18 protein-coding genes and 1 tRNA gene are annotated in these 19453 nt (G+C 40.3%); 14 read left to right on the top strand and 5 right to left on the bottom strand.

Going from position 1 to position 19453, the window contains the following annotated elements; translation table 11 throughout:
* The first annotated feature begins 14 nt into the window (after positions 1–14).
* Positions 15–551: a universal stress protein gene (locus tag MIC7126_RS0113180; RefSeq protein WP_017653626.1), complete on the top strand. Its 537-nt coding sequence runs from the start codon at positions 15–17 to the stop codon at positions 549–551.
* Between the two features lie 119 nt (positions 552–670).
* Here the strand turns inward: MIC7126_RS0113180 and MIC7126_RS0113175 are convergent, their stop codons facing one another.
* Positions 671–1720 (bottom strand): anti-sigma factor antagonist, encoded by a 1050-nt coding sequence (locus MIC7126_RS0113175; protein WP_026100227.1) that lies wholly within the window; start codon positions 1718–1720, stop codon positions 671–673.
* Between the two features lie 197 nt (positions 1721–1917).
* Here MIC7126_RS0113175 and MIC7126_RS0113170 point away from each other — a divergent pair, with 197 nt between their 5' ends.
* On the top strand, positions 1918–2715 hold the full coding sequence (locus tag MIC7126_RS0113170; protein WP_017653624.1) for a 7-carboxy-7-deazaguanine synthase QueE: 798 nt from the start codon (positions 1918–1920) through the stop codon (positions 2713–2715).
* A 106-nt stretch (positions 2716–2821) separates the two neighbouring features.
* On the opposite strand, the gene MIC7126_RS0113165 is transcribed toward MIC7126_RS0113170, so the two are convergent.
* Both MIC7126_RS0113165 and MIC7126_RS0113160 read right to left on the bottom strand, forming a co-directional pair.
* Positions 2822–3466, bottom strand: a complete 645-nt coding sequence (locus MIC7126_RS0113165; protein ID WP_017653623.1) for a DUF3318 domain-containing protein — start codon at positions 3464–3466, stop codon at positions 2822–2824.
* A 77-nt stretch (positions 3467–3543) separates the two neighbouring features.
* Positions 3544–4101 carry a hypothetical protein gene (locus MIC7126_RS0113160; protein WP_017653622.1) on the bottom strand — a complete coding sequence of 186 codons (558 nt, stop codon included), beginning with the start codon at positions 4099–4101 and terminating at the stop codon, positions 3544–3546.
* A 497-nt stretch (positions 4102–4598) separates the two neighbouring features.
* Here MIC7126_RS0113160 and MIC7126_RS0113155 point away from each other — a divergent pair, with 497 nt between their 5' ends.
* The 4 genes from MIC7126_RS0113155 (at position 4599) to MIC7126_RS0113140 (ending at position 9376) form a co-directional block, all read left to right on the top strand.
* The gene (locus MIC7126_RS0113155; protein WP_017652111.1) at positions 4599–5741 is read left to right on the top strand and encodes an IS4 family transposase; all 1143 of its coding nucleotides are present in this window, start codon (positions 4599–4601) and stop codon (positions 5739–5741) included.
* Between the two features lie 324 nt (positions 5742–6065).
* Positions 6066–7154 (top strand): amino acid ABC transporter substrate-binding protein, encoded by a 1089-nt coding sequence (locus tag MIC7126_RS0113150; RefSeq protein ID WP_017653621.1) that lies wholly within the window; start codon positions 6066–6068, stop codon positions 7152–7154.
* 111 nt (positions 7155–7265) lie between these two features.
* A complete protein-coding gene (locus tag MIC7126_RS0113145; protein WP_017653620.1) occupies positions 7266–8186 on the top strand; it encodes an amino acid ABC transporter permease in 921 nt (306 codons plus the stop codon).
* Positions 8187–8224: 38 nt separating this feature from the next.
* On the top strand, positions 8225–9376 hold the full coding sequence (locus tag MIC7126_RS0113140; RefSeq protein WP_017653619.1) for an amino acid ABC transporter permease: 1152 nt from the start codon (positions 8225–8227) through the stop codon (positions 9374–9376).
* A 27-nt stretch (positions 9377–9403) separates the two neighbouring features.
* Here MIC7126_RS0113140 and MIC7126_RS0113135 read toward each other — a convergent pair whose 3' ends face one another.
* Positions 9404–10003, bottom strand: a complete 600-nt coding sequence (locus MIC7126_RS0113135) for a Uma2 family endonuclease (RefSeq protein WP_017653618.1) — start codon at positions 10001–10003, stop codon at positions 9404–9406.
* A gap of 282 nt (positions 10004–10285) precedes the next feature.
* On the opposite strand from MIC7126_RS0113135, the gene MIC7126_RS0113130 reads away from it, so the two are divergent.
* The 8 genes from MIC7126_RS0113130 to MIC7126_RS0113095 all read left to right on the top strand — a co-directional run bounded on the left by MIC7126_RS0113130 (position 10286) and on the right by MIC7126_RS0113095 (position 18504).
* A complete protein-coding gene (locus tag MIC7126_RS0113130; RefSeq protein WP_017653617.1) occupies positions 10286–11026 on the top strand; it encodes an amino acid ABC transporter ATP-binding protein in 741 nt (246 codons plus the stop codon).
* Between the two features lie 404 nt (positions 11027–11430).
* Entirely contained in the window at positions 11431–12702 is a 1272-nt protein-coding gene (locus MIC7126_RS0113125) for a glycosyltransferase family 4 protein (RefSeq protein WP_017653616.1), read from the top strand.
* A 730-nt stretch (positions 12703–13432) separates the two neighbouring features.
* Entirely contained in the window at positions 13433–13894 is a 462-nt protein-coding gene (gene rsfS / locus MIC7126_RS0113120; RefSeq protein ID WP_017653615.1) for a ribosome silencing factor, read from the top strand.
* A complete protein-coding gene (locus MIC7126_RS0113115) occupies positions 13891–14391 on the top strand; it encodes a CGLD27 family protein (protein WP_017653614.1) in 501 nt (166 codons plus the stop codon). Before rsfS ends, MIC7126_RS0113115 begins: the two co-directional genes overlap by 4 nt.
* Positions 14392–14477: 86 nt before the next feature.
* Complete coding sequence (locus MIC7126_RS0113110) at positions 14478–15431, top strand: asparaginase (RefSeq protein ID WP_017653613.1); 954 nt, start codon at positions 14478–14480, stop codon at positions 15429–15431.
* Positions 15432–15474: 43 nt separating this feature from the next.
* A tRNA-Met gene (locus tag MIC7126_RS0113105) sits at positions 15475–15551 on the top strand.
* Positions 15552–15654: 103 nt separating this feature from the next.
* Entirely contained in the window at positions 15655–17100 is a 1446-nt protein-coding gene (locus tag MIC7126_RS0113100; protein WP_026100225.1) for a YcjF family protein, read from the top strand.
* A 207-nt stretch (positions 17101–17307) separates the two neighbouring features.
* The gene (locus tag MIC7126_RS0113095) at positions 17308–18504 is read left to right on the top strand and encodes a DNA cytosine methyltransferase (RefSeq protein WP_017653611.1); all 1197 of its coding nucleotides are present in this window, start codon (positions 17308–17310) and stop codon (positions 18502–18504) included.
* 16 nt (positions 18505–18520) lie between these two features.
* Here MIC7126_RS0113095 and MIC7126_RS0113090 read toward each other — a convergent pair whose 3' ends face one another.
* A complete protein-coding gene (locus MIC7126_RS0113090; protein ID WP_017653610.1) occupies positions 18521–19396 on the bottom strand; it encodes a Cfr10I/Bse634I family restriction endonuclease in 876 nt (291 codons plus the stop codon).
* Positions 19397–19453: the final 57 nt, after the last annotated feature.

Here is a 19453-nt window from a genome sequence, read left to right as displayed (position 1 = left end):
AAGCAGAGGTTTATATGTTTAAAAAGATTTTAGTTGCATTAGATCGCTCAGAAATGGCGCCACAAGTCTTTAAACAAGCGCTGGCTTTAGCAAAGTTAACAGGCGCTAGCTTAATGCTACAGCATGTCCTCTCTGTAGAGGAAGAAAGCAGCCCTTATGTTTCCATGTTATCGAGTTTTGACTACTATCCTGGAATCAACTCTGCCAGCTTCGATTATTACCAAAAGCAGTGGGAGATTTATAAAAATGCTGGACTGAAGTTGTTGCAATCTTACAGCGCCCAAGCCAACACAGTCGGCATTAATACGGAATTTACCCAAAGTCTCGGTGTTCCTGGTCGTCTCATTTGTGACTTATCTCGTAATTGGAATGCTGACCTCATCGTCATTGGGCGCCGTGGTCGCTCCGGTCTAGCAGAATTCTTTCTTGGTAGCGTGAGTAACTACGTTCTGCATCACGCCCCTTGTTCAGTGCAAATTGTACATCTTCCCACCCAAGCACTCCCAGCAGCAGACGATGCAGAGATCAATAGCGTTATCAGCGTTGGTTAATCCTAAAGTTGGAGTTTTCCACAAAAAACTATACCCAAACTCATCATGAGCTTGGGTATAGTTAAAGATGAATTTTCTCAATTACAAATTACCAATAAATGAACAATTATGGTAATTATCTAGACAGCACCACTTTTTCTATTAAACAGAATAGCTATAGTTTTGAAAATTAGCTTAAAGTCATACAGTAAAGACCAGTTTTTTTGATATTGTAAATCTAGACGAATTACATCTTCAAAACTGCGGACTGTAGACCTGCCGTTAACTTGCCATTCTCCAGTCATACCTGGTTTCACGTCTAAACGTTGCCACTCCGGTACTTCATAACGTTCTACTTCGTCAGGTGTGGGTGGTCTAGTACCTACTAAACTCATATCTCCTTTGAGAACGTTCCAAAATTGCGGCAATTCATCTAAACTAGTCCGGCGTAAAAAACGCCCTACTTTTGTAATTCTGGGGTCATTATCATTCTTGAAGAAAGCACCTTGCACTTGATTTTTTACCAAAGATTTCTTGGCTTCTGCATCCACACACATGGAGCGGAATTTCCAAATTTGAAACCGCTTACCCATCCAACCGCAGCGAGTTTGCTTGAAGAAAATAGGGCCAGGATCATTGAGTTCAATAGCAATAGTGATCGGAATAAATAAAAGTCCTGTAATCACTAAACCTACCAATGCTCCCACAATATCTATACACCGTTTCATCCAAGATGCTACAGAAGGATGAGTGTATGGTAGTTGTTCAACCTTACGGGAAGGTGTGCCCTGATGATCTAAAATATTATTCTGTGTCTCTGTGGGTGAACCACCAACAGATTCAATGGGAAAAACCTGATCCAATCCGGTCAAGTTTAATACCGCCATAACCGATGGACTGACATTCCGCAAGATAAATCCAATATCCTTTTCCCTAGCAGTTTTAAAATTACTGACCAGGGCACCCAAACCGCTACTATCCATGAAAGTAGTTTGATGAAAATCAATAATGATTTGTGTGGGATGTGAATTTAGTTCGGTTAATTCTTGACAGGTTTGCTTAAAGGCTACAGCCTCCAGCACACTCAAACGTGTAGGCACCTGCACAATTGCCGTGTCATTGAGGGAAGTAACGGGAAAATCGACCTCTGTGGGTTGGCTAGTCATGAAGCTCTGCACTTTCGTCACCATGTATAATGTAGTCTGCCAAAAAATTCTTTTGTCCTAGAAAAATACCTAACTACATCTGGGATCATTAGGAATAAGGACTAATCACTGTTAGTGGGGATGGAAGCAGAGATTGCTAGCGACGATTCACAATAGAACAAGAAGCCAAAAAACATACCTGCTTTTGTGACGACGCAGCCATAACGCGTTGCTAACATCCTATGACTGCTAAAACTTCGGTTACATCCACCGCACGCCTGATTGAAGTCTTTTCTGCTATTCAAGGGGAAGGACTGAATGTCGGGACACGTCAGCTTTTCATTCGCTTCGCACTTTGTGACTTACGTTGTCACTTTTGCGATAGCTCTCATACTTGGAATGCACCCACCACCTGTAGAATAGAGCGAAACCCTGGACTCCGAGATTTTGAAATTCACTCGAATCCTATCCCATTACCCATTTTACTTGAATGGGTCGAACGGCAAAATATACCTTGTTTACACGATAGCATTAGCTTGACAGGCGGTGAACCACTTCTTCATGCCTCATTTTTGTCTTTATTCTTACCAAAAGTGCGATCGCTAACTGGTTTACCCATATATCTGGAGACTGGTGGTCATCGTCCAGACCTATTGGTGACAATTCTACACTACTTAGACTCCGTAGGTATGGATTTAAAGTTACCCAGTGTCAGTGGCGAAAGTCATTGGCAAAAACACGCAGAATTTCTGCGGCTATGCTACGACTCACATGTGGACGTTTTTGTCAAAATAATTGTTTCCGACAAGACGGATGCAGCGGAGTTGGAACGTTCAGCTTTGTTGGTGACAGGAGTTAGTCCCCATATTCCCGTATTTTTACAACCTGTCACGCCTTTATCACCAGCAGAAAACTTGACAAATTTACCTACACTTGCCCCCTCTCCAGAACAAGTTTTAACATGGCAGGCTTTGATGAAGCGATTGGGAGCACAGGTGCGCGTAGTCCCGCAAACTCATAAGATGTTGCATCAGTTGTGAAACAAGAGCCAACCAAGTCTGAAGTTGTAGAAAATTGCTACACAGCACCTAAGTCGCTGGAGTAATTTCAAACTTCAAACTTCAGACTTGAGACTTCCAGCGATAATTATAAACCGTTGTCTTCGATAGATTTAGATTTAGCTTTTGCCTTATTAGCGCTGCGTTTGAGAGCCGAAAGTCGCGCGTCATATTTAGAGCGTTGGCGCTTACTAGCTGTATTATCAATGAGGGTTTTTAAGGCGCTACCAAGACTCTTGTAGGCATTGGGGAGGCTGTAACCAAAACGAACTGCAAGAGCGATCGCTTTTTCATCAGCATCGAGTAATTCTTTGAGTTGCTTTTCTCCGTTGTTCTTCTGATACAGTCGCCAGCCTGATACGCCACATAACGCCAAGGCTAACACCAGTAGTAATCCATCCTGTACCCATAATTCGCCCACAGCACCGCCCAAACCAATCGCCAATGCTGCCATTTCCCAACCATCTTTGGGGATCGTGTCATTTTGAACGCGGGCGACTTCGTGCCAAAATAGTAGATTACGCTGATCCATAGCCAGAGCATCCCATTTCACCAAGTCAATTTGGATTTCTACTTGGTCTTTACCAATTTCTTCGCTGCGGATCAGGGATGGATTAACCTCTGTTGTGCCTTCAACCGTGACCCAGCTTTGCAATTCTGGAGGGAGTAAGCCCTTTAACCGCCGGAGTTCACTCATTTCGGCTTTGGCAGAGGAGGTTGCATAGGATGTCATAAAATCCAGCCCTAGAAAACTTCAGTATATAGTGAGGTTATCACTTTGGAGTATAGCGATTTCAGTGATAATCCGCTTCACTCGTTAGGAAAACTTCCCCGTTTTTTCCTGGCCTCCATCGCCTTTTCTAGAATATCTAGTAACCCAGGGGCTTCTTCTTGAATACTGAGTAGTAATCTTTCCCCAAGTTCTAAATTACCCGGATCTTGCCCAGTTTCCATGACCTGTTTGAGGCGAGGCATGGCTATACTGTCCACAATTTGGATTAATCCACTCAGACAACGGTTAAACTGCTTTTCTGTCAGAATCGAGTCTTCTAATGGAAACTCGATAATAGCTCGGATTTCACCATCGGATGGGTCATACTCCCATTGCAGCATTTTGGTTTCCCAGGAAATTGCTAGCATAGTTTGCAGAATAGCGCCCTTGTAGGGATGCTCCTGAACTCCAGCCAGCACTTGAGGAGCAAATACCCGAAAAAATTTTCCCTCTTCATCCAGTTGGACAACTATCAGGAAATCTTCTAGGTAATCAGCCTCTACACCTGTAATAATCCGATCTTCTTCATCATCAAAACGGTAGTCCCAACCAAGGTTGTCTAAGTACTTGGCAATCTGTTTGAGATTAGCTCCCATAAAAGCCTCATAAGGAACGGTGGAGCAGCTGTTATCAGACCTAGTTTAACCTGCTGGTGGCAGATGCTTACGTTGGTGCTGCTACTTCCGACATCAGAGAATTGTGCAATTTAGCCTCTATTCATGAAATTTCAGGATCATCTGCTGATAGAGTTATGCAGATTTGATGAATTTAGCGAAATTCAACTAGCTTTTTTGTGCAATCTGACCATGGTAGCCAAAAACTCTGCCAGTTTGTACCACAGAAGAATGCCATCACCATTTTGCTTTCACAATTTCTGATGGCAGGGATCAAACCTCAAGACTTGTAAAAAATAATTTAATATTTATTGTGATCTATCAAAGTTAGTTTAATAATTATAAAAATTAAAATAGTGAGACAATTTACTCTGGAGGGGAGACGAAACAGCCTAAAAAGCTTGGTGTATAAGATGGGGTAGCGTTTTGTGATAGAAAAAGGTAGGTCTAGTTTTGTCAATAAGACCTACTTAATGATAATGTTAGCTATATTGTACCAAAAGCACTTAAAAAGTCAATTGAGTTTAGCAGAATATCTGTTGCTAAAAATTTTGATACATCTGTTGCAGTCAATCAAAGAAGTAACTTTAGAAAAATTAGCGAATGCGCTACCTTTGGGAATTAAATTTGAAAGCAGAAGAAAAAGAATACAAAGATTTTTATCATTACCAAATCTCACAATTGAAAAAGTTTGGTTGCCAATTATTCAAGAACTAATAGCAAACTACTTCCAGAATGAAAAAATTATTTATATAGCAATTGATAGGACTAATTGGAGTCGGATAAACTTATTAATGGTCAGCGTGATTTGGGATAAAAGAGCCATACCAATATATTTTAGTTTGCTGCCCAAATTAGGTAGTAGTAATCTCACGGAACAGCAGAAAATATTATCGCCAGTTATAGCAATATTGAAAGATTATAAAATCTGTGTGTTGGGGGATAGAGAATTTTGCTCGGTAAAACTAGCAAAGTACCTTCAGAGCAAGGATGTATATTTTTGTTTGCGATTGAAAAAGAATGAATTTGTAGAAATTAAACAAGATATGTTTATGGAGTTAAGCAGTTTAGGATTAACTCCTGGAGTATCTTTTTTTATCAAGGGAGTTAAGGTAACAAAGACTCAGGGTTTTATCAGTTTTAATGTGGCTGGTAAGTGGCAACGTAAAATTAACGGAGTAGCACCCAAAGAAGCATGGTTTATTTTAACAAATTTTGACACCCTAGAGTCAGCAATTGCTGCTTACAAAAAGCGATTTGATATTGAAGAAATGTTTAGAGATTTCAAAACAGGTGGCTATAACTTAGAAAACACTAATGTTCAAGGTGAACGTTTTATTTCTCTAGTTTTGTTGATAGCGATCGCTTACACCTCTGCAACAATTAATGGTCAACTTATTAAACGCAAAGGAATCCAAAAATATATAGCTCGGATTAAAGAAAGGAGTCGTTCTCAACGGAGACACAGTAGTTTTTATATCGGCTTATATGGTCAAACATGGGTACATTTCAAGGATAGCTGTATTGATTTAGTCACACAATTAATGAGAATTAATCGTAATAAGTGGAAGCATTATCAACAAGGTTTAAGAGCCATGAAGCTTATTGAATCTATATTGTAGCTTATTTCGTCTCCCCTTCAGCAATTTACTACAAAATTAATATGTAGTTCCCCCTTTTGACCATGAAATAGGATAGTTATCAAAGTTGAAAATTTCCATTTTGCGATAACAAATGAATATATATAGGAATCATATTTGATTTTTGAAAAAAACTCAGTACACTTTTATTCCCTTTTTCCTGTTCCCTGTTCCCTGTCTACGCGAATCAATTCAGAAATCAAAGCAGATTACTATATTCAGCAAAAAAAGTTTTATATTACAAACATCTACTAATTTTCACTGAATAATTGTAGTCAACAACACATTATTGATTGCCAGTTAACGATGATCCTGATAAGTAAGTCAGCTTTATTAATAGCGATCGCACCCTTAATCTTTGCTATAACTGCTTGTAGCGGTGAGTCAGGAAACACAGCGAATACGGCCGGAACTCCTGGTAATAGCGCTGTAGCCCCAGTCAATCGCAATCTCTGGAATACAATCAAAAGCCGTGGTAAGTTAGTTTGCGGCGTCAGCGGTGAAGTTCCAGGATTCAGTTTTGTGGGCACTGACGGTAAATATACTGGTATCGATGTAGATGTTTGCCGCGCAGTAGCTGTGGCTCTATTTGATCAAGCAGATGCAGTAGAATTTCGTAACCTCAGCGCCAAAGAGCGGTTTACAGCTTTGCAAACTGGGGAAGTAGACATTCTCAGTCGTAACACCACTTGGACATTGAGTCGCGCAACTTCAGTTGGTCTAGACTTCGCACCCGTCATCTTTTACGATGGTCAAGCCATCATGGTTCGCAAAAGTAGCGGAATCAAGACCCTCGCAGACCTTAAAGGTAAAGCCATCTGCGTACAAACTGGTACTACCACCGAGCAAAACTTAGCAGACCAAATGCGGAAGCGGAATATTACTTATAAACCCGTAGTTTTTGAAGATGTTAATGTCACTTTTGCTACTTATGCTGAAGGACGTTGCGACGGTATTACAGCCGACCGTTCAGCTTTGGTTTCTCGCCGTACCCAACTACCCAAACCAGAAGATAACGTGATTCTGGATGAAATTATTTCTTCAGAACCATTAGCACCAGCTGTCGCCAAGGGAGATTCTAAATGGGCAGATACCATTAAATGGGTAGTTTATACCTTAATTAAAGCTGAAGAATTAGGCATTAATTCTCAAAATGTTGATCAATTTACTAACAGTAACGACCCAGATATTAAACGCTTCTTAGGTACAGAAGGTAATCTTGGCGAAGGATTGGGTTTAACAAAAGACTTCGCCGCTAAAATTATCAAGAATGTCGGTAACTACGGCGAGATTTATGAGCGCAATCTCGGATCAAAAACACCACTTAATTTAGCTCGCGGTCAAAATCAACTCTGGTCAAAAGGCGGATTGCTCTATTCTCCACCCTTTCGCTAGAGAGATGAGGGGATGAGAGAGTGTGGAGATGTGGGAGGATGAAGAAGAAATCACCTATTCCCTATTCCCTATTCCCTGTTAAGAGTTCCCTGTTCCCTTGTTTGATAACAAATGCCAAATTCACCTTTATGGCGTGATCATCGCTTTTTGCGAATTACAGGACAATTTATCGCCATATTTTTAACAGTCGTTATAGTAACAATATTGTGGGGTAATCTTAGCCGCAATCTACAGCAACTAGGTATTCAATTCGGCTTCGATTTTCTGCAACAACAAGCGTCCTTTGATATTGGCGAAACCCCCATTAACTACAAACCAACTGATACTTATAGTCGCGCTTTATGGGTAGGATTAGTTAACTCATTGCGGATAGCAGTTGTAGGAATTTTCCTGACAACAATTGTCGGTGTAACTGCTGGTATAGCCCGGTTATCTGACAATTGGCTAGTGCGGAATTTCACACTAGTTTATGTAGAAATTTTTCGGAACACACCCTTACTTTTGCAATTGCTGTTTTGGTATTTTGCTGTTTTTCTCAGCTTCCCCACAGCAGAAAATAAAATTTCTTTATGGGGACTAGTTTACTTGAGTAAAAATGGTGTAGAACTTCCTTGGTTTACCTTGTCGTCTGAATTTTCCGCTTTATTATTAGGCTTAACTTTTTACACAGGTGCATTTATTGCAGAAATCGTCCGGGGGGGAATTCAATCAGTACCAAAAGGACAATGGGAAGCAGCCAGATCGCTCGGATTAAAACCAGGGTTAGTTATGCGCCTGGTAATTTTACCCCAAGCCTTGCGGGTAATTATTCCACCTTTAACCAGCCAGTATTTAAATTTGACCAAAAATTCCAGTTTAGCGATCGCCATCGGCTATCCAGACGTTTATTTTGTCGCTTCTACCACATTTAACCAAACCGGGAAAGCTGTAGAAGTCATGCTGCTCATCATGCTCACCTATCTTATTTTAAGTTTAACTATTTCTGTAGTCATGAATTTGTGCAATCGTGCTGTCCAAATCCAGGAGAGATAAACAATAGCCTATTTCCTGTTTCCTTTTTTTGATGACAAATGCTAAATAACAACCTAGTTTGGTTACGAAAAAATCTATTTAATACTTGGTACAACAGCTTATTAACTGTTGTCTGTTTAGGGTTGCTGTTTTGGATCACAAGAAGAATTTTAACTTGGGCGATATTCTCGGCTCAATGGGAAGTAATTAAAATTAATTTAGCTTTATTTTTAGTAGGAAGATTCCCGCAAACTCTGTACTGGCGAGTTTGGATTGTGTTAGCGATCGCTGTGACTTTAAGTGCTATAACCTTGGGAATATTCTCTAGTAAACAACAGTTTTCTCAACGTCAAATTACTTTCATAAGTGTAATTATTGGCATCATTTTAGTAATTTTACCAGTAGATTTAATCTCTCGAATTTGGTTACTATTAATTGTTGCTTTACTATTTATAGGTTGGGAAATTGGTAAGAGATTTAAGCAGATAATAATTCCTTGGATTTCTTTAATATGGTTATTATCTTCTCCCGTGATATTGTGGTTAATTGGTGGCGGGTTTGGATTACAAACAGTATCAACAAACTTGTGGAACGGTTTGCTACTTACTTTATTAATGGCAGCAGTAAGTATTATCCTTTCCTTTCCAATTGGGGTTTTATTAGCTTTGGGACGCACTAGTAATTTACCTGTCGTCCGCTGGTTTTCTATTCTCTACATTGAAATTATTAGAGGAGTTCCACTAATTGGAATTTTGTTTTTAGCACAAGTAATGTTACCTTTGGTGCTCTCAGCAGATGTACGTTTAGATCGAGTAATCAGAGCGATCGCCGGTTTAATATTATTCAGTGCTGCTTATATGGCAGAAAATGTGCGCGGTGGACTCCAAGCAATCCCACGCGGACAAATTGAAGCCGCCCAAGCATTGGGATTGAATACACCTTTAGTAGTGATATTAATTGTCCTACCTCAAGCATTGCGCGCAGTGCTCCCGGCGATTGTAGGTCAGTTTATCGGCTTATTTAAAGATACCTCGCTCCTATCTTTAGTAGGATTAATAGAACTCACTGGAATTGCTCGCTCTATCTTGGCACAGCCTCAATTTATTGGTCGTTATGCAGAAGTATATCTATTTATTGGATTGATTTATTGGGTATTTTGTTACTCTATGTCTTTAGCATCTCGCAGATTAGAAAAACAGTTAAGCCAGTAAACTAATATAATTCACTAAAATTATCAGCTATGGTTGAAGCGCTTGCTGAAAAGTTTTGATAGCCTCAACATGATTCACAATATCAATGCAGCGTAACAACAAATCCAGGTCAATCCCTTTAACCTCTTCACTGCAAGAAACCTTTTCATAGTCAAGCGCGTTACCCTGTTTCCGCAAGTGATAAACTTCCAGTACACCATCTTCCCAGAACCACAATTCTGGAATCAACAGCCGCTTGTACGCCTCTAATTTGTTGATTCCGCCGCTGGTAAACACCACCTCAATCGCCAAATCAGGGCGTACTCGACCAGGAGCCAGTTTATAAGATTCATCCGCTTCTCGCTTCACAGCACCAGATTCGCTTTCCAAGGTCATTGAGCCTGTGGGTGTAAAATCAAATCCTGCGGTGAGTAGATAAAGTTCCAACAATGCAGCAATTCTCTTCTTAACAGTTTCGTGCGCTTCTCCTGGCATTTTTCTGATCTCCAAAACACCATCTAGATAAGACAGCCGATGTCCTGGACGGTCTAGCAACTGCTCAACGGCTTTAAATTCTCTCCAGGTCATTCCCTCAAACAATAGAGGCGACTCTTTTGTGGGTATGGCGATTGTTGCTGCTGAGGTCATTTGAGTCTCCGGTCTGTTGCCATATGAGAACTCATTCTAACTCGTTTTGCAGGTGCAAGCACAGATATTACTACGCCACAGAGATATACAAGTATCAGCAGTGGCTCATGCTATGGGCTATTCTCATTTAGGGCATTTTACACAAGCATTTAAGCGCAAGTTTTGTATGACACAAAAGCAATGTCAGTTAGGAAAAAAATCACAGCAGGTTTGTTAAAATTTTGGCAGTGCTTTAATTTGCTAGGTATTGTTGAAAATAACATTTAGAAGTAAAAATCAAAGATGACGGAACAAAACTCGATAATTATTGCTGAAGAAGTGCAAAAGTGGTACGGAAAATATCATGCCTTGCGCGGGGTTAGTTTAACAGTAAATCGTGGAGAAGTACTAGTTTTAATGGGCCCTTCTGGTTCAGGTAAATCAACATTTATCCGTACATTCAATGCTTTAGAAGCATATCAAAAAGGCAGAATTATTATTGATGGTATCACCCTCACTAACGACTTGAGAAATGTTGAAAAAATTCGCCGTGAAGTCGGCATGGTATTTCAACAATTTAATTTATTTCCCCATCTCACCGTCTTACAAAATATCACCCTCGCACCAGTTTGGGTACGGAAATCGCCAAAAGCAAAAGCGGAAGAATTAGGAATTCAATTATTAGAAAGAGTAGGAATTTTAGAACAAGCACATAAATATCCAGGACAGTTATCTGGTGGACAGCAACAACGAGTAGCCATCGCTCGCGCATTAGCCATGCAACCAAAAATTATGCTCTTTGACGAACCCACCTCGGCTTTAGATCCAGAAATGGTGCGGGAAGTATTAGATGTGATGCGGAGTCTCGCCCGTGATGGAATGACAATGGTAGTAGTTACCCATGAAGTCGGATTTGCTCGTGAAGTCGCCGACAGAGTGATTCTCATGGATAGCGGTTCTCTAGTCGAGTCAGCCTCCCCAGAAACTTTTTTCACAAATCCCAGAGAAGAAAGAACCCGCAAATTCTTATCGCAGATTCTCTAAAAAAATTGCTCTTCTTTCTCAAAAATATTCGCTACAGATATCCCTTTCATCTTGAAGATTGAAGAGGGATGTTTGATCTATAAATTGCCAAATTTTTTACAATTACACCAATTCAAAACTAAAACTGAATAGATTCCACTTCCTAGGGTTTTTACTTAAGCACTATTGCATAGCTAATAAATCTGCAAGCTCTGCAATTAGTAAAATAGCACTTGCTCACTACTTAAGTACATTTTAAAAAATTTAACCAATCTTCAATTAAAGCCCCTGACATTAAGGAAGTCCAAAGAGAAAATTAACTTTAGACACTTGAGAATGACGAATCTTCTCTAAGAGAAATTTATCAATCTCCTCAAAAAAATTTTTAATCAACTAAGAAACTAGTAACTTCTGAGTAGTTTATTATGCGGATTTTAATTTACTCCTACAACTACTATCCAGAGCCAATTGGTATAGCCCCGTTGATGACTGAATTAGCGGAGGGACTAGTCAAGCGAGGACATCAAGTGCGAGTAGTTACCGCTATGCCTAACTATCCTGAGCGTCAAATTTACCCAGGCTATCGGGGTAAATTGTATCTCAACGAATATAAAAATGGCGTACAAATTCAACGTAGTTTTGTTTGGATTCGCCCACAACCCAACTTATTAGATCGGATATTGCTAGATGCTAGTTTCGTGGTAACAAGTTTTATCCCCGCTCTCATGGGTTGGCGTCCAGATGTGATTCTCTCAACATCACCATCACTACCTGTATGTGTACCGGCGGCTCTGTTGGGATGGTTGCGTGATTGTCCGGTAATACTAAATCTTCAGGATATTTTACCAGAAGCTGCTATTCACGTAGGATTACTGAAAAATAAATGGCTAATTAAAATATTTACAGCATTAGAAAAATTTGCTTATTGCTCCGCCACTAAAATTAGCGTTATTGCCGATGGATTTGTAGACAACTTACAAAAAAAAGGCGTGGCGTCCGACAAAATTGTCCAAATTCCTAACTGGGTTGATGTCAATTTTATTCGTTCATTACCCCAAGAAAATAATTCTTTTCGAGCCACACATAACCTCAAAGATAAATTTGTAGTCTTATATTCCGGTAATATTGCCTTAACTCAAGGCCTAGAAACCGTCATCAAAGCAGCTGCTATGTTGCGCCACATCCCAGAGGTAGTTTTTGTAATTGTTGGTGAAGCTAAAGGTTTGCAACGATTACAACAAGAGTGTTTAGATTACGGTGCAGATAACGTTTTGTTATTACCATTTCAACCCCGCGAACACTTACCGCAGATGTTAGCAGCTGCAGATGTTGGTTTAGTGGTGCAAAAGAAAAATGTTGTATCTTTTAATATGCCATCAAAAATTCAAGTGCTTCTTGCTAGTGGTAGAGCAATAGTAGCTTCTGTACCGGAAAATGGCACAGCAGCAAGAGCTATTAAGCAGAGCGGGGGTGGATTTGTAGTTCCTCCAGAAGATCCTCAAGCTTTAGCAAATGCAGTTTCAGAATTGTACCAAGATCCTCAAAAAGTCAAAAATTTTGGCTATAAAAGTCGCCGATTTGCTGTTGAGCAATATGCTTTCGAGCAAGCTGTGAATAATTACGAAATGTTGTTTTATTCCTTGGCGGCTGATTTTTCAACTATGGAATCGGGAATTATCTCGGAACAAGAAGTTTAATAAACAGATGTTAACATCATAGGCTAGGGGTTAAAGATTAGAAGATAAATTTTTAGTTCTGAATTTGGTGATCAAGTCTATTGCATAGGTAAATTTTTTTAATTGAATCACAGATGAAACTTGTGTATACCATGGAGAAAAACTCATGGCGCTCACATTGTCTATCTGTGGTTCTTTTTTGTTTTAATAAAAAAATATATAATTTTGCTATCGCTACTCTGGCTACAACCGAAAATCAAAAACTCTACTTACAGAGGTATATTGAGCGATCGCTATTCACTCTTTAGACGGGCTACGGGTAACTTAGCTGCACGGTAAGCTATTGGCAGCAGGTTGTGATAGTGATGCCGCCACGTAGAAATTTCTCAGCAACGTCTTGGCTTCAACATGAACTTTGACGGGACAAAATATCTGAAAATCGTGGCGTTGCCGTGAAAATAGGCTGACATCCGCCAATTACCAGTTGGAAGGCTCCAAAATCGGTTTAAAATATTGAGGAGAATATCAGGCAAATGTGTCTGACATTCTGCCCACTCCATAACCAGTACGACGTCAAACTACCTCAATAATGCTGCACAAATTCTGCTTTCATCACCAGATATCAGCAAGCCACATAAATATCGGTTTTTTGTTAATATGCAAAAAAACCGATTCACCAATTGTAGTTTAATTTTTGGTTTGTAGTAATTGTAAAAAATTGTCACAAAAAGGATAAAGCACCTGAGGTTTAATGTCTGATTATTTCCAAGGAAATCTCCCATTACAATCTGTCTCTGTCACCAAGAGCGCGGTTACAAGTCCACAAGCCGAGAGCGAACAGGTGAGTGAGGAACTAGCTGTAACCATCGCCGAAGCTGCATCAGACCGCAAAGCAGGAGATATTTTGCTGTTGAAGGTGACAGACGTATCTTACCTAGCTGATTATTTCGTGCTGATGACTGGCTATTCTCGAGTACAGGTCAGGGCGATCGCCGAAGCTATTGAAACCAAAGTAGAGAGTGAATGGCAAAGACGCCCGTTGCGGACAGCAGGTAAAGCCGAAGGTAGCTGGGTACTGCAAGATTATGGGGAAGTGATAGTTCACATCATGATGCCCAGAGAACGGGAGTTTTATAACTTAGAGGCGTTTTGGTCACATGCAGAACGGGTGGAACTGCCAAAATTTGATGAGGGCCGGAGTAAACCAACATGATCAAATCTTCAGTCTCTAATTGTCCCGTGCCGTCTGAGCAGCAACCGCTCAACGAATATGAAGAATTAAAAATAGCTTGGTTATTCCGGGACTGCACTTTAAATTGGCGCAGCTACATCACAAAAATGCTGTGGATTTGGGGTTTTTCGTGGATTGTGGCTGGGCCAGTGGCCGCAGCCAGTTTTCCGCCCCATAAGTATATCGCCCATTTTCTCCTCTGCAGCGCCGCAGGTGCGAGTGTGGGGGTGATACTGGTCTTAGTACGGTTGTATTTAGGCTGGTTTTATATCAGCGACCGCCTATTCAGTGCGACTGTATTTTATGAAGAATCCGGCTGGTACGACGGACAAACCTGGATCAAACCCCCAGAATTACTCAACCGCGATCGCCTCATTGTCTCCTACGAAATTAAACCGATCCTTCGACGCTTGCAATTTACCTTTGCTGGCTTGGCGGGAATGTATCTTGCTGGTACTATAGTTTGGCATTTGATTTAAATTAGTCATTAGTTATTAGTCACAATCCATGACAAAAAACTCATGACTAATGACAACTAATAATAAAAAGTGATAAATATTTACCCATGACAATGGGAAAACGAACTCAAGCCGCAGCACTAGAAGTCAGGTTACTGCGCGAAGGTCTCATCGAATCCAGACACATAGTCCAGGCTGTTGTCTGTGACGAAAGAGCGCGAGTATTATCTGTCGCAGGTAATTCGGAAACAGCGTCCTTCGTGCGTTCAGCGCTCAAGCCTTTTCAGGCGCTGGCAATTACTACCACAGGCACATTGGAACGCTATCATTTGAGCGATCGCGATTTAGCGATTATTACTAGTTCCCACAAGGGAACCGTAGAGCAGGTAAGACAAGTATTTAACATTCTGTGGCGCGCCGATATTGACCCAACTACGCTTCAATGTCCCATCCCAGAAGGCAAGAGCAGTCCTCTAGAATACAATTGCTCTGGTAAACATGCAGGCATGTTAGCTGTTTGTCAGCAACGCCACTGGCCCCTGACTAACTACTTAGAACGCAAACATCCAGTCCAACAGTTAATTTTAGGCAAAGTAGCAGAATTACTGCGAATGCCTGCAGCAGAATTTATTAGTGCTCATGATGACTGCGGTGCGCCCACATATCTGATGCAACTCGGTCAAATGGCCTCCTTGTACGCTTTGCTAGCTGCTAGCAATAATCTAGATATGGAGCGCATTGTCCGAGCCATGACTCATCACCCGGCGCTGGTAGCAGGAGACGGCGAATTTGATACGGAACTCATGCGCCTGTGTCCTGGAGAACTACTCAGTAAAGCTGGTGCTGAAGGCGTCCAGTGCATCGCCAGACTCGGTGAAGGTATGGGATTAGCAATTAAAGTCATGGATGGAGCAAAGCGGGCAAAATATGCTGTTGCCATTCACCTACTCCAACAAATGGGCTGGATTAGTCCCAGCGTCGCCGAAAGCTTGTCAGAAAAATTTATGATCTTCGGTAAATACAAGCGTTTGGAAGTGGTGGGAGAATTATCGCTTTTATAGTTGCCAAACTTTTGACTTTGGGTTAGACTATATGAGTAAGCGACGCGGGATAGAGCAGCCTGGTAGCTCGTCGGGCTCATAACCCGAAGGTCAGTGGTTCAAATCCACTTCCCGCCACCAAATAAAAGATGTAACAAATTCCCTGTAATCTATGAAGGTTGCAGGGATTTGTTTTATTTTGATCTATTCTGGAGGAGAAACCTTCCAAAAAGCTCGGAGAGTCATAGTTGTGAAGTTGCAGCGACCAATTCTAGTGGGAGGATTGGGACTATCCTTTTCCCTGTGGATGTTACAAAGTTGGCACGATTCCATCGTGCAGGTAAGTGAGTTGGGTTTATTGAGTGCTTTAGCAGTTGGTGGTGGTTTATGGCTATACCAACAAAATCGCTCTAAAAATAGTTTAGAGCAGCTAGATGATATAGTCGTAGATCGAGCAACAGTAGAAAGTGCGATCGCAAAAATCGAAGCCGTAATTAACCAACTAGCACAAGAAGCCGAAAACCATCCAGCTTTAGCAACACTACGAGAACAAGTTACCCAGTTACTCCTAGAGTTAGATAGACAAACAATTCGACTAGCAGTGACCGGAGGAAAATCGGTGGGTAAAACCACCTTGATACAAATCCTCAAAGAAAATATCGAGACTTTACATCTCAAGTCTCTGAATTTTCAAGAAACAGCGCCTTTGTTTAGAGAAGCCGGGGAAACATCAGACGCAGATGTTTTCGCTCAATTGCAAGAATCTGATTTTGTCCTATTTTTAACCAACGGTGATTTGACAGATTCAGAATTTCAAACAATACAGCAACTCAAAGCAGCAAATCAGCCGTTAATGCTGGTATTCAATAAACAAGACCAGTATTTACCAGACGAGCGTGCTAGTCTTTTAATGTCATTGCAACAGCGGATGCAGGAACATGTAGTGGCGACTGCAACATCTCCTATTCCTGTGAAAGTGCGGAAACATCAAGCAGATGGTTCTGTACAAGAGTGGATGGAAAAACCAGCACCAGATATCCAGCAGTTGACACAGCGATTGAGTGAAGTTTTAGCACAGCAATCAGAAAAGCTGGTGTGGGTAACAACCATGCGGAAAGCTAAATTATTGCAAACTGAGGCGAAAAACTGGTTAAATCAAACTCGGTGCGATCGCGCTACCCCAATTATTGAACAATATCAGTGGATAGCTGCTGCTGCTGCCTTTGCTAACCCAGTACCAGCACTCGATATCCTGGCCACTGCAGCTATTAATGCCCAGATGGTAATGGATTTAGGTAATATTTATCAGCAGAAATTTTCCTTAGAACAAGCACAAACTGTAGCGGGAACAATGGGAAGTTTGATGCTGAAACTGGGTTTAGTCGAACTTTCTACAAAAGCTATCAGTACCGTTCTCAAAAGTAACGCTGTCACTTTCGTAGCCGGCGGTGCAGTGCAGGGTGTGAGTGCAGCTTATCTCACCAGAGTAGCAGGTTTAAGTTTAGTTGAATATTTCCAACAGCAGGAAATAGCCGTAGATACTGGAACTGGTTTGAATTGGGATAAATTGCGCCAAACTATGCAAAATGTCTTTCAACGAAATCAGCAGATGGCTTCTTTGCAAGGTTTTGTTAAGCAGGGTGTGAAGCGTTTATTGCCAGAAGCGCAGCCAGTTGAAACTGTGGGATAATCTCACGCAAAGACGAGCCACTTCTTTGCGGGGGTTCCCCCCGTTGAAGAAAGTGGCGCGCAAAGTTTTTATTATGCGTCTTTGCGTGAAACAACAAAATTATCGTAGCTAATAAAAACATCCAATTTTTTCTGTTATGGTAGTATACTTTCAAAATTTTTAGTAGATATTTAGATTTGGCAAGACATCGGTTTAACTTTATAGTTAATGAGTAATAACCCTTGTATATTCTCATTTTTTGCAGGTTCAGGCTTGCTAGATTTAGGCTTTGAAACTAGCGGTTTTAATATTGTCTATGTGAATGAAATTTTCTCTCCATTTATAGCAGCCTACCGCCATTCAAGAGAAGTTCTAAATTTACCATCACCCGAATATGGATACCATGAAGGGGAAGCAGCAGATGTCAGCCAACTTATCCAAGGTTTAGCAGCAAAACGCCTGTGGGAATTAGTCAAAGATTGTCGCAAATCTCATAATATTATCGGCTTCATTGGCGGGCCTCCCTGTCCTGATTTTTCTATTGGCGGGAAAAACAAAGGAGTTTTGGGAGATAACGGTCAACTTTCGGCTTCCTATGTTGAACTCATTTGTCACCATCAACCAGATTTCTTTTTATTTGAGAATGTCAAGGGTTTATGGAGAACCACAAAACATCGTTTATTTTATGAATCACTCAAGCAAAGGTTACAGCAAGCAGGCTATGTATTAACTGAACGATTAATTAATGCTATTGAATATGGTGTACCTCAAGATAGAGACAGAATTATCCTGACTGGCTTCCACAGTAATTTAATTCAGGATATGGGAATACAAATTGGTAGTAATGAATTACTAGCTGAAGGTTATTTCCCTTGGAACAATCATATTTTATATACCCAAAAAGAAATTTTTGCCTACCCTTGGCGTAAATGTGAACTATTTAAAGAAGATTCTATAATTCTTCCCCCTGATGATATTCCTCAGGAATTAACTGTTGAGTATTGGTTTAGAAAAAATGATGTTTTGAATCATCCTAATACTCAACACTATTTTCATCCAAGGGCCGGTATTACAAGATTTGTGGCTGTGGATGAAGGAGATGTTTCTAAAAAGTCTTTCAAACGTTTGCACAGATGGCGTTACTCTCCCACAGCTTGTTACGGTAATAATGAAGTACATTTACATCCCTATAAAGTCCGCCGAATTTCTGTTTCAGAAGCATTAGCTATTCAATCTATGCCTGCAAATTTCATACTACCAGAAAATATGTCCCTCACCAATATGTTTAAAACTATTGGTAATGGTGTGCCATATTTGGCATCAAAAGCGTTAGCTCAAACTATTATTGATTTTTTAGAAACTAAAGAATGGTCTCCCAAAGAGAAAGTCAAGAAACAATTAGAGTTACCATTAGAATTTAGTTGAGCTTTTGTGTAAAGAGTTAATTTTGAATGGCTGCTAAGACCAATGGAACTAAATCTGCTTTTCTATAATATAAATATGTACCATCTACGAGATTAAAATTTTGTTCAAGTGCAACACCATGAGGAGCGATTGCTGTAGTAAATATAGTTCTATCAGTAGGAGTTAACTCACTGACAACCATGTAATATCGCCAACGCTGCTGTAATACATACCCCATCGCTTTAATCATGGCTGCTTCAAATAAAGGCTGGTAGCGACGATCTGGACGATTTGAAGTTTTGAGAGAAACTGCGGCTTTTACTTCTTCTATATGAAGCTTTCCTTTTAAGAAGTTATACAGTGCTAAACTATCTGGATCTCTTGCTTGTTTTTCTAGCAATGAATTAACAATTTTTGAATTTATTTTATTATTAATAACAGCAATAATATAGTCTGGGCTAGGCATAAATATATTATCTTTAAAAGGTATAATTTTAGCTAAAGCATTATTTTCATTAGTAAATTCATTCTTACTAAATAAATTGAAAAAATTTGAATATGATTCATCGGCTCCCTCTATTTGTGGTTTTGAGTTTGGCATACAGAATGCAACAACGCACATCCCATTTTGCTGATTGATATTCAAAACAATCTCAGATAGTAAACTAGTTGCTATTAACTCATTCCATCCTCCTGTAGCTTTATTGAGTGCTCCTACCTGAGGATTTTGTAAATATTTTTCTCTAAAAGCTTTACTGGTTTCGGTTCTGATTGAGTCTAGAATTTCACTCACCGATAAATTTTGATCTAGTTTAGTCACTATCTCAGAGGATAAATTTCTGTAGATAGCCCTGCTGTTAATGCGAAATTTACCATTCGACGTTTCTGTAAACCATTCCGTATCGTTGGGCATTTTTTCTTTTTTGCAGATAAGGCCAGGAGAATTCTACCAGGTAAAGATTTTTACAAT

Origin of the sequence: Fortiea contorta PCC 7126 (assembly GCF_000332295.1) — a bacterium.
Classification (GTDB): Bacteria; Cyanobacteriota; Cyanobacteriia; order Cyanobacteriales; family Nostocaceae; genus Fortiea; species Fortiea contorta.
This window is presented reverse-complemented; position numbering and strand designations above follow the sequence as displayed.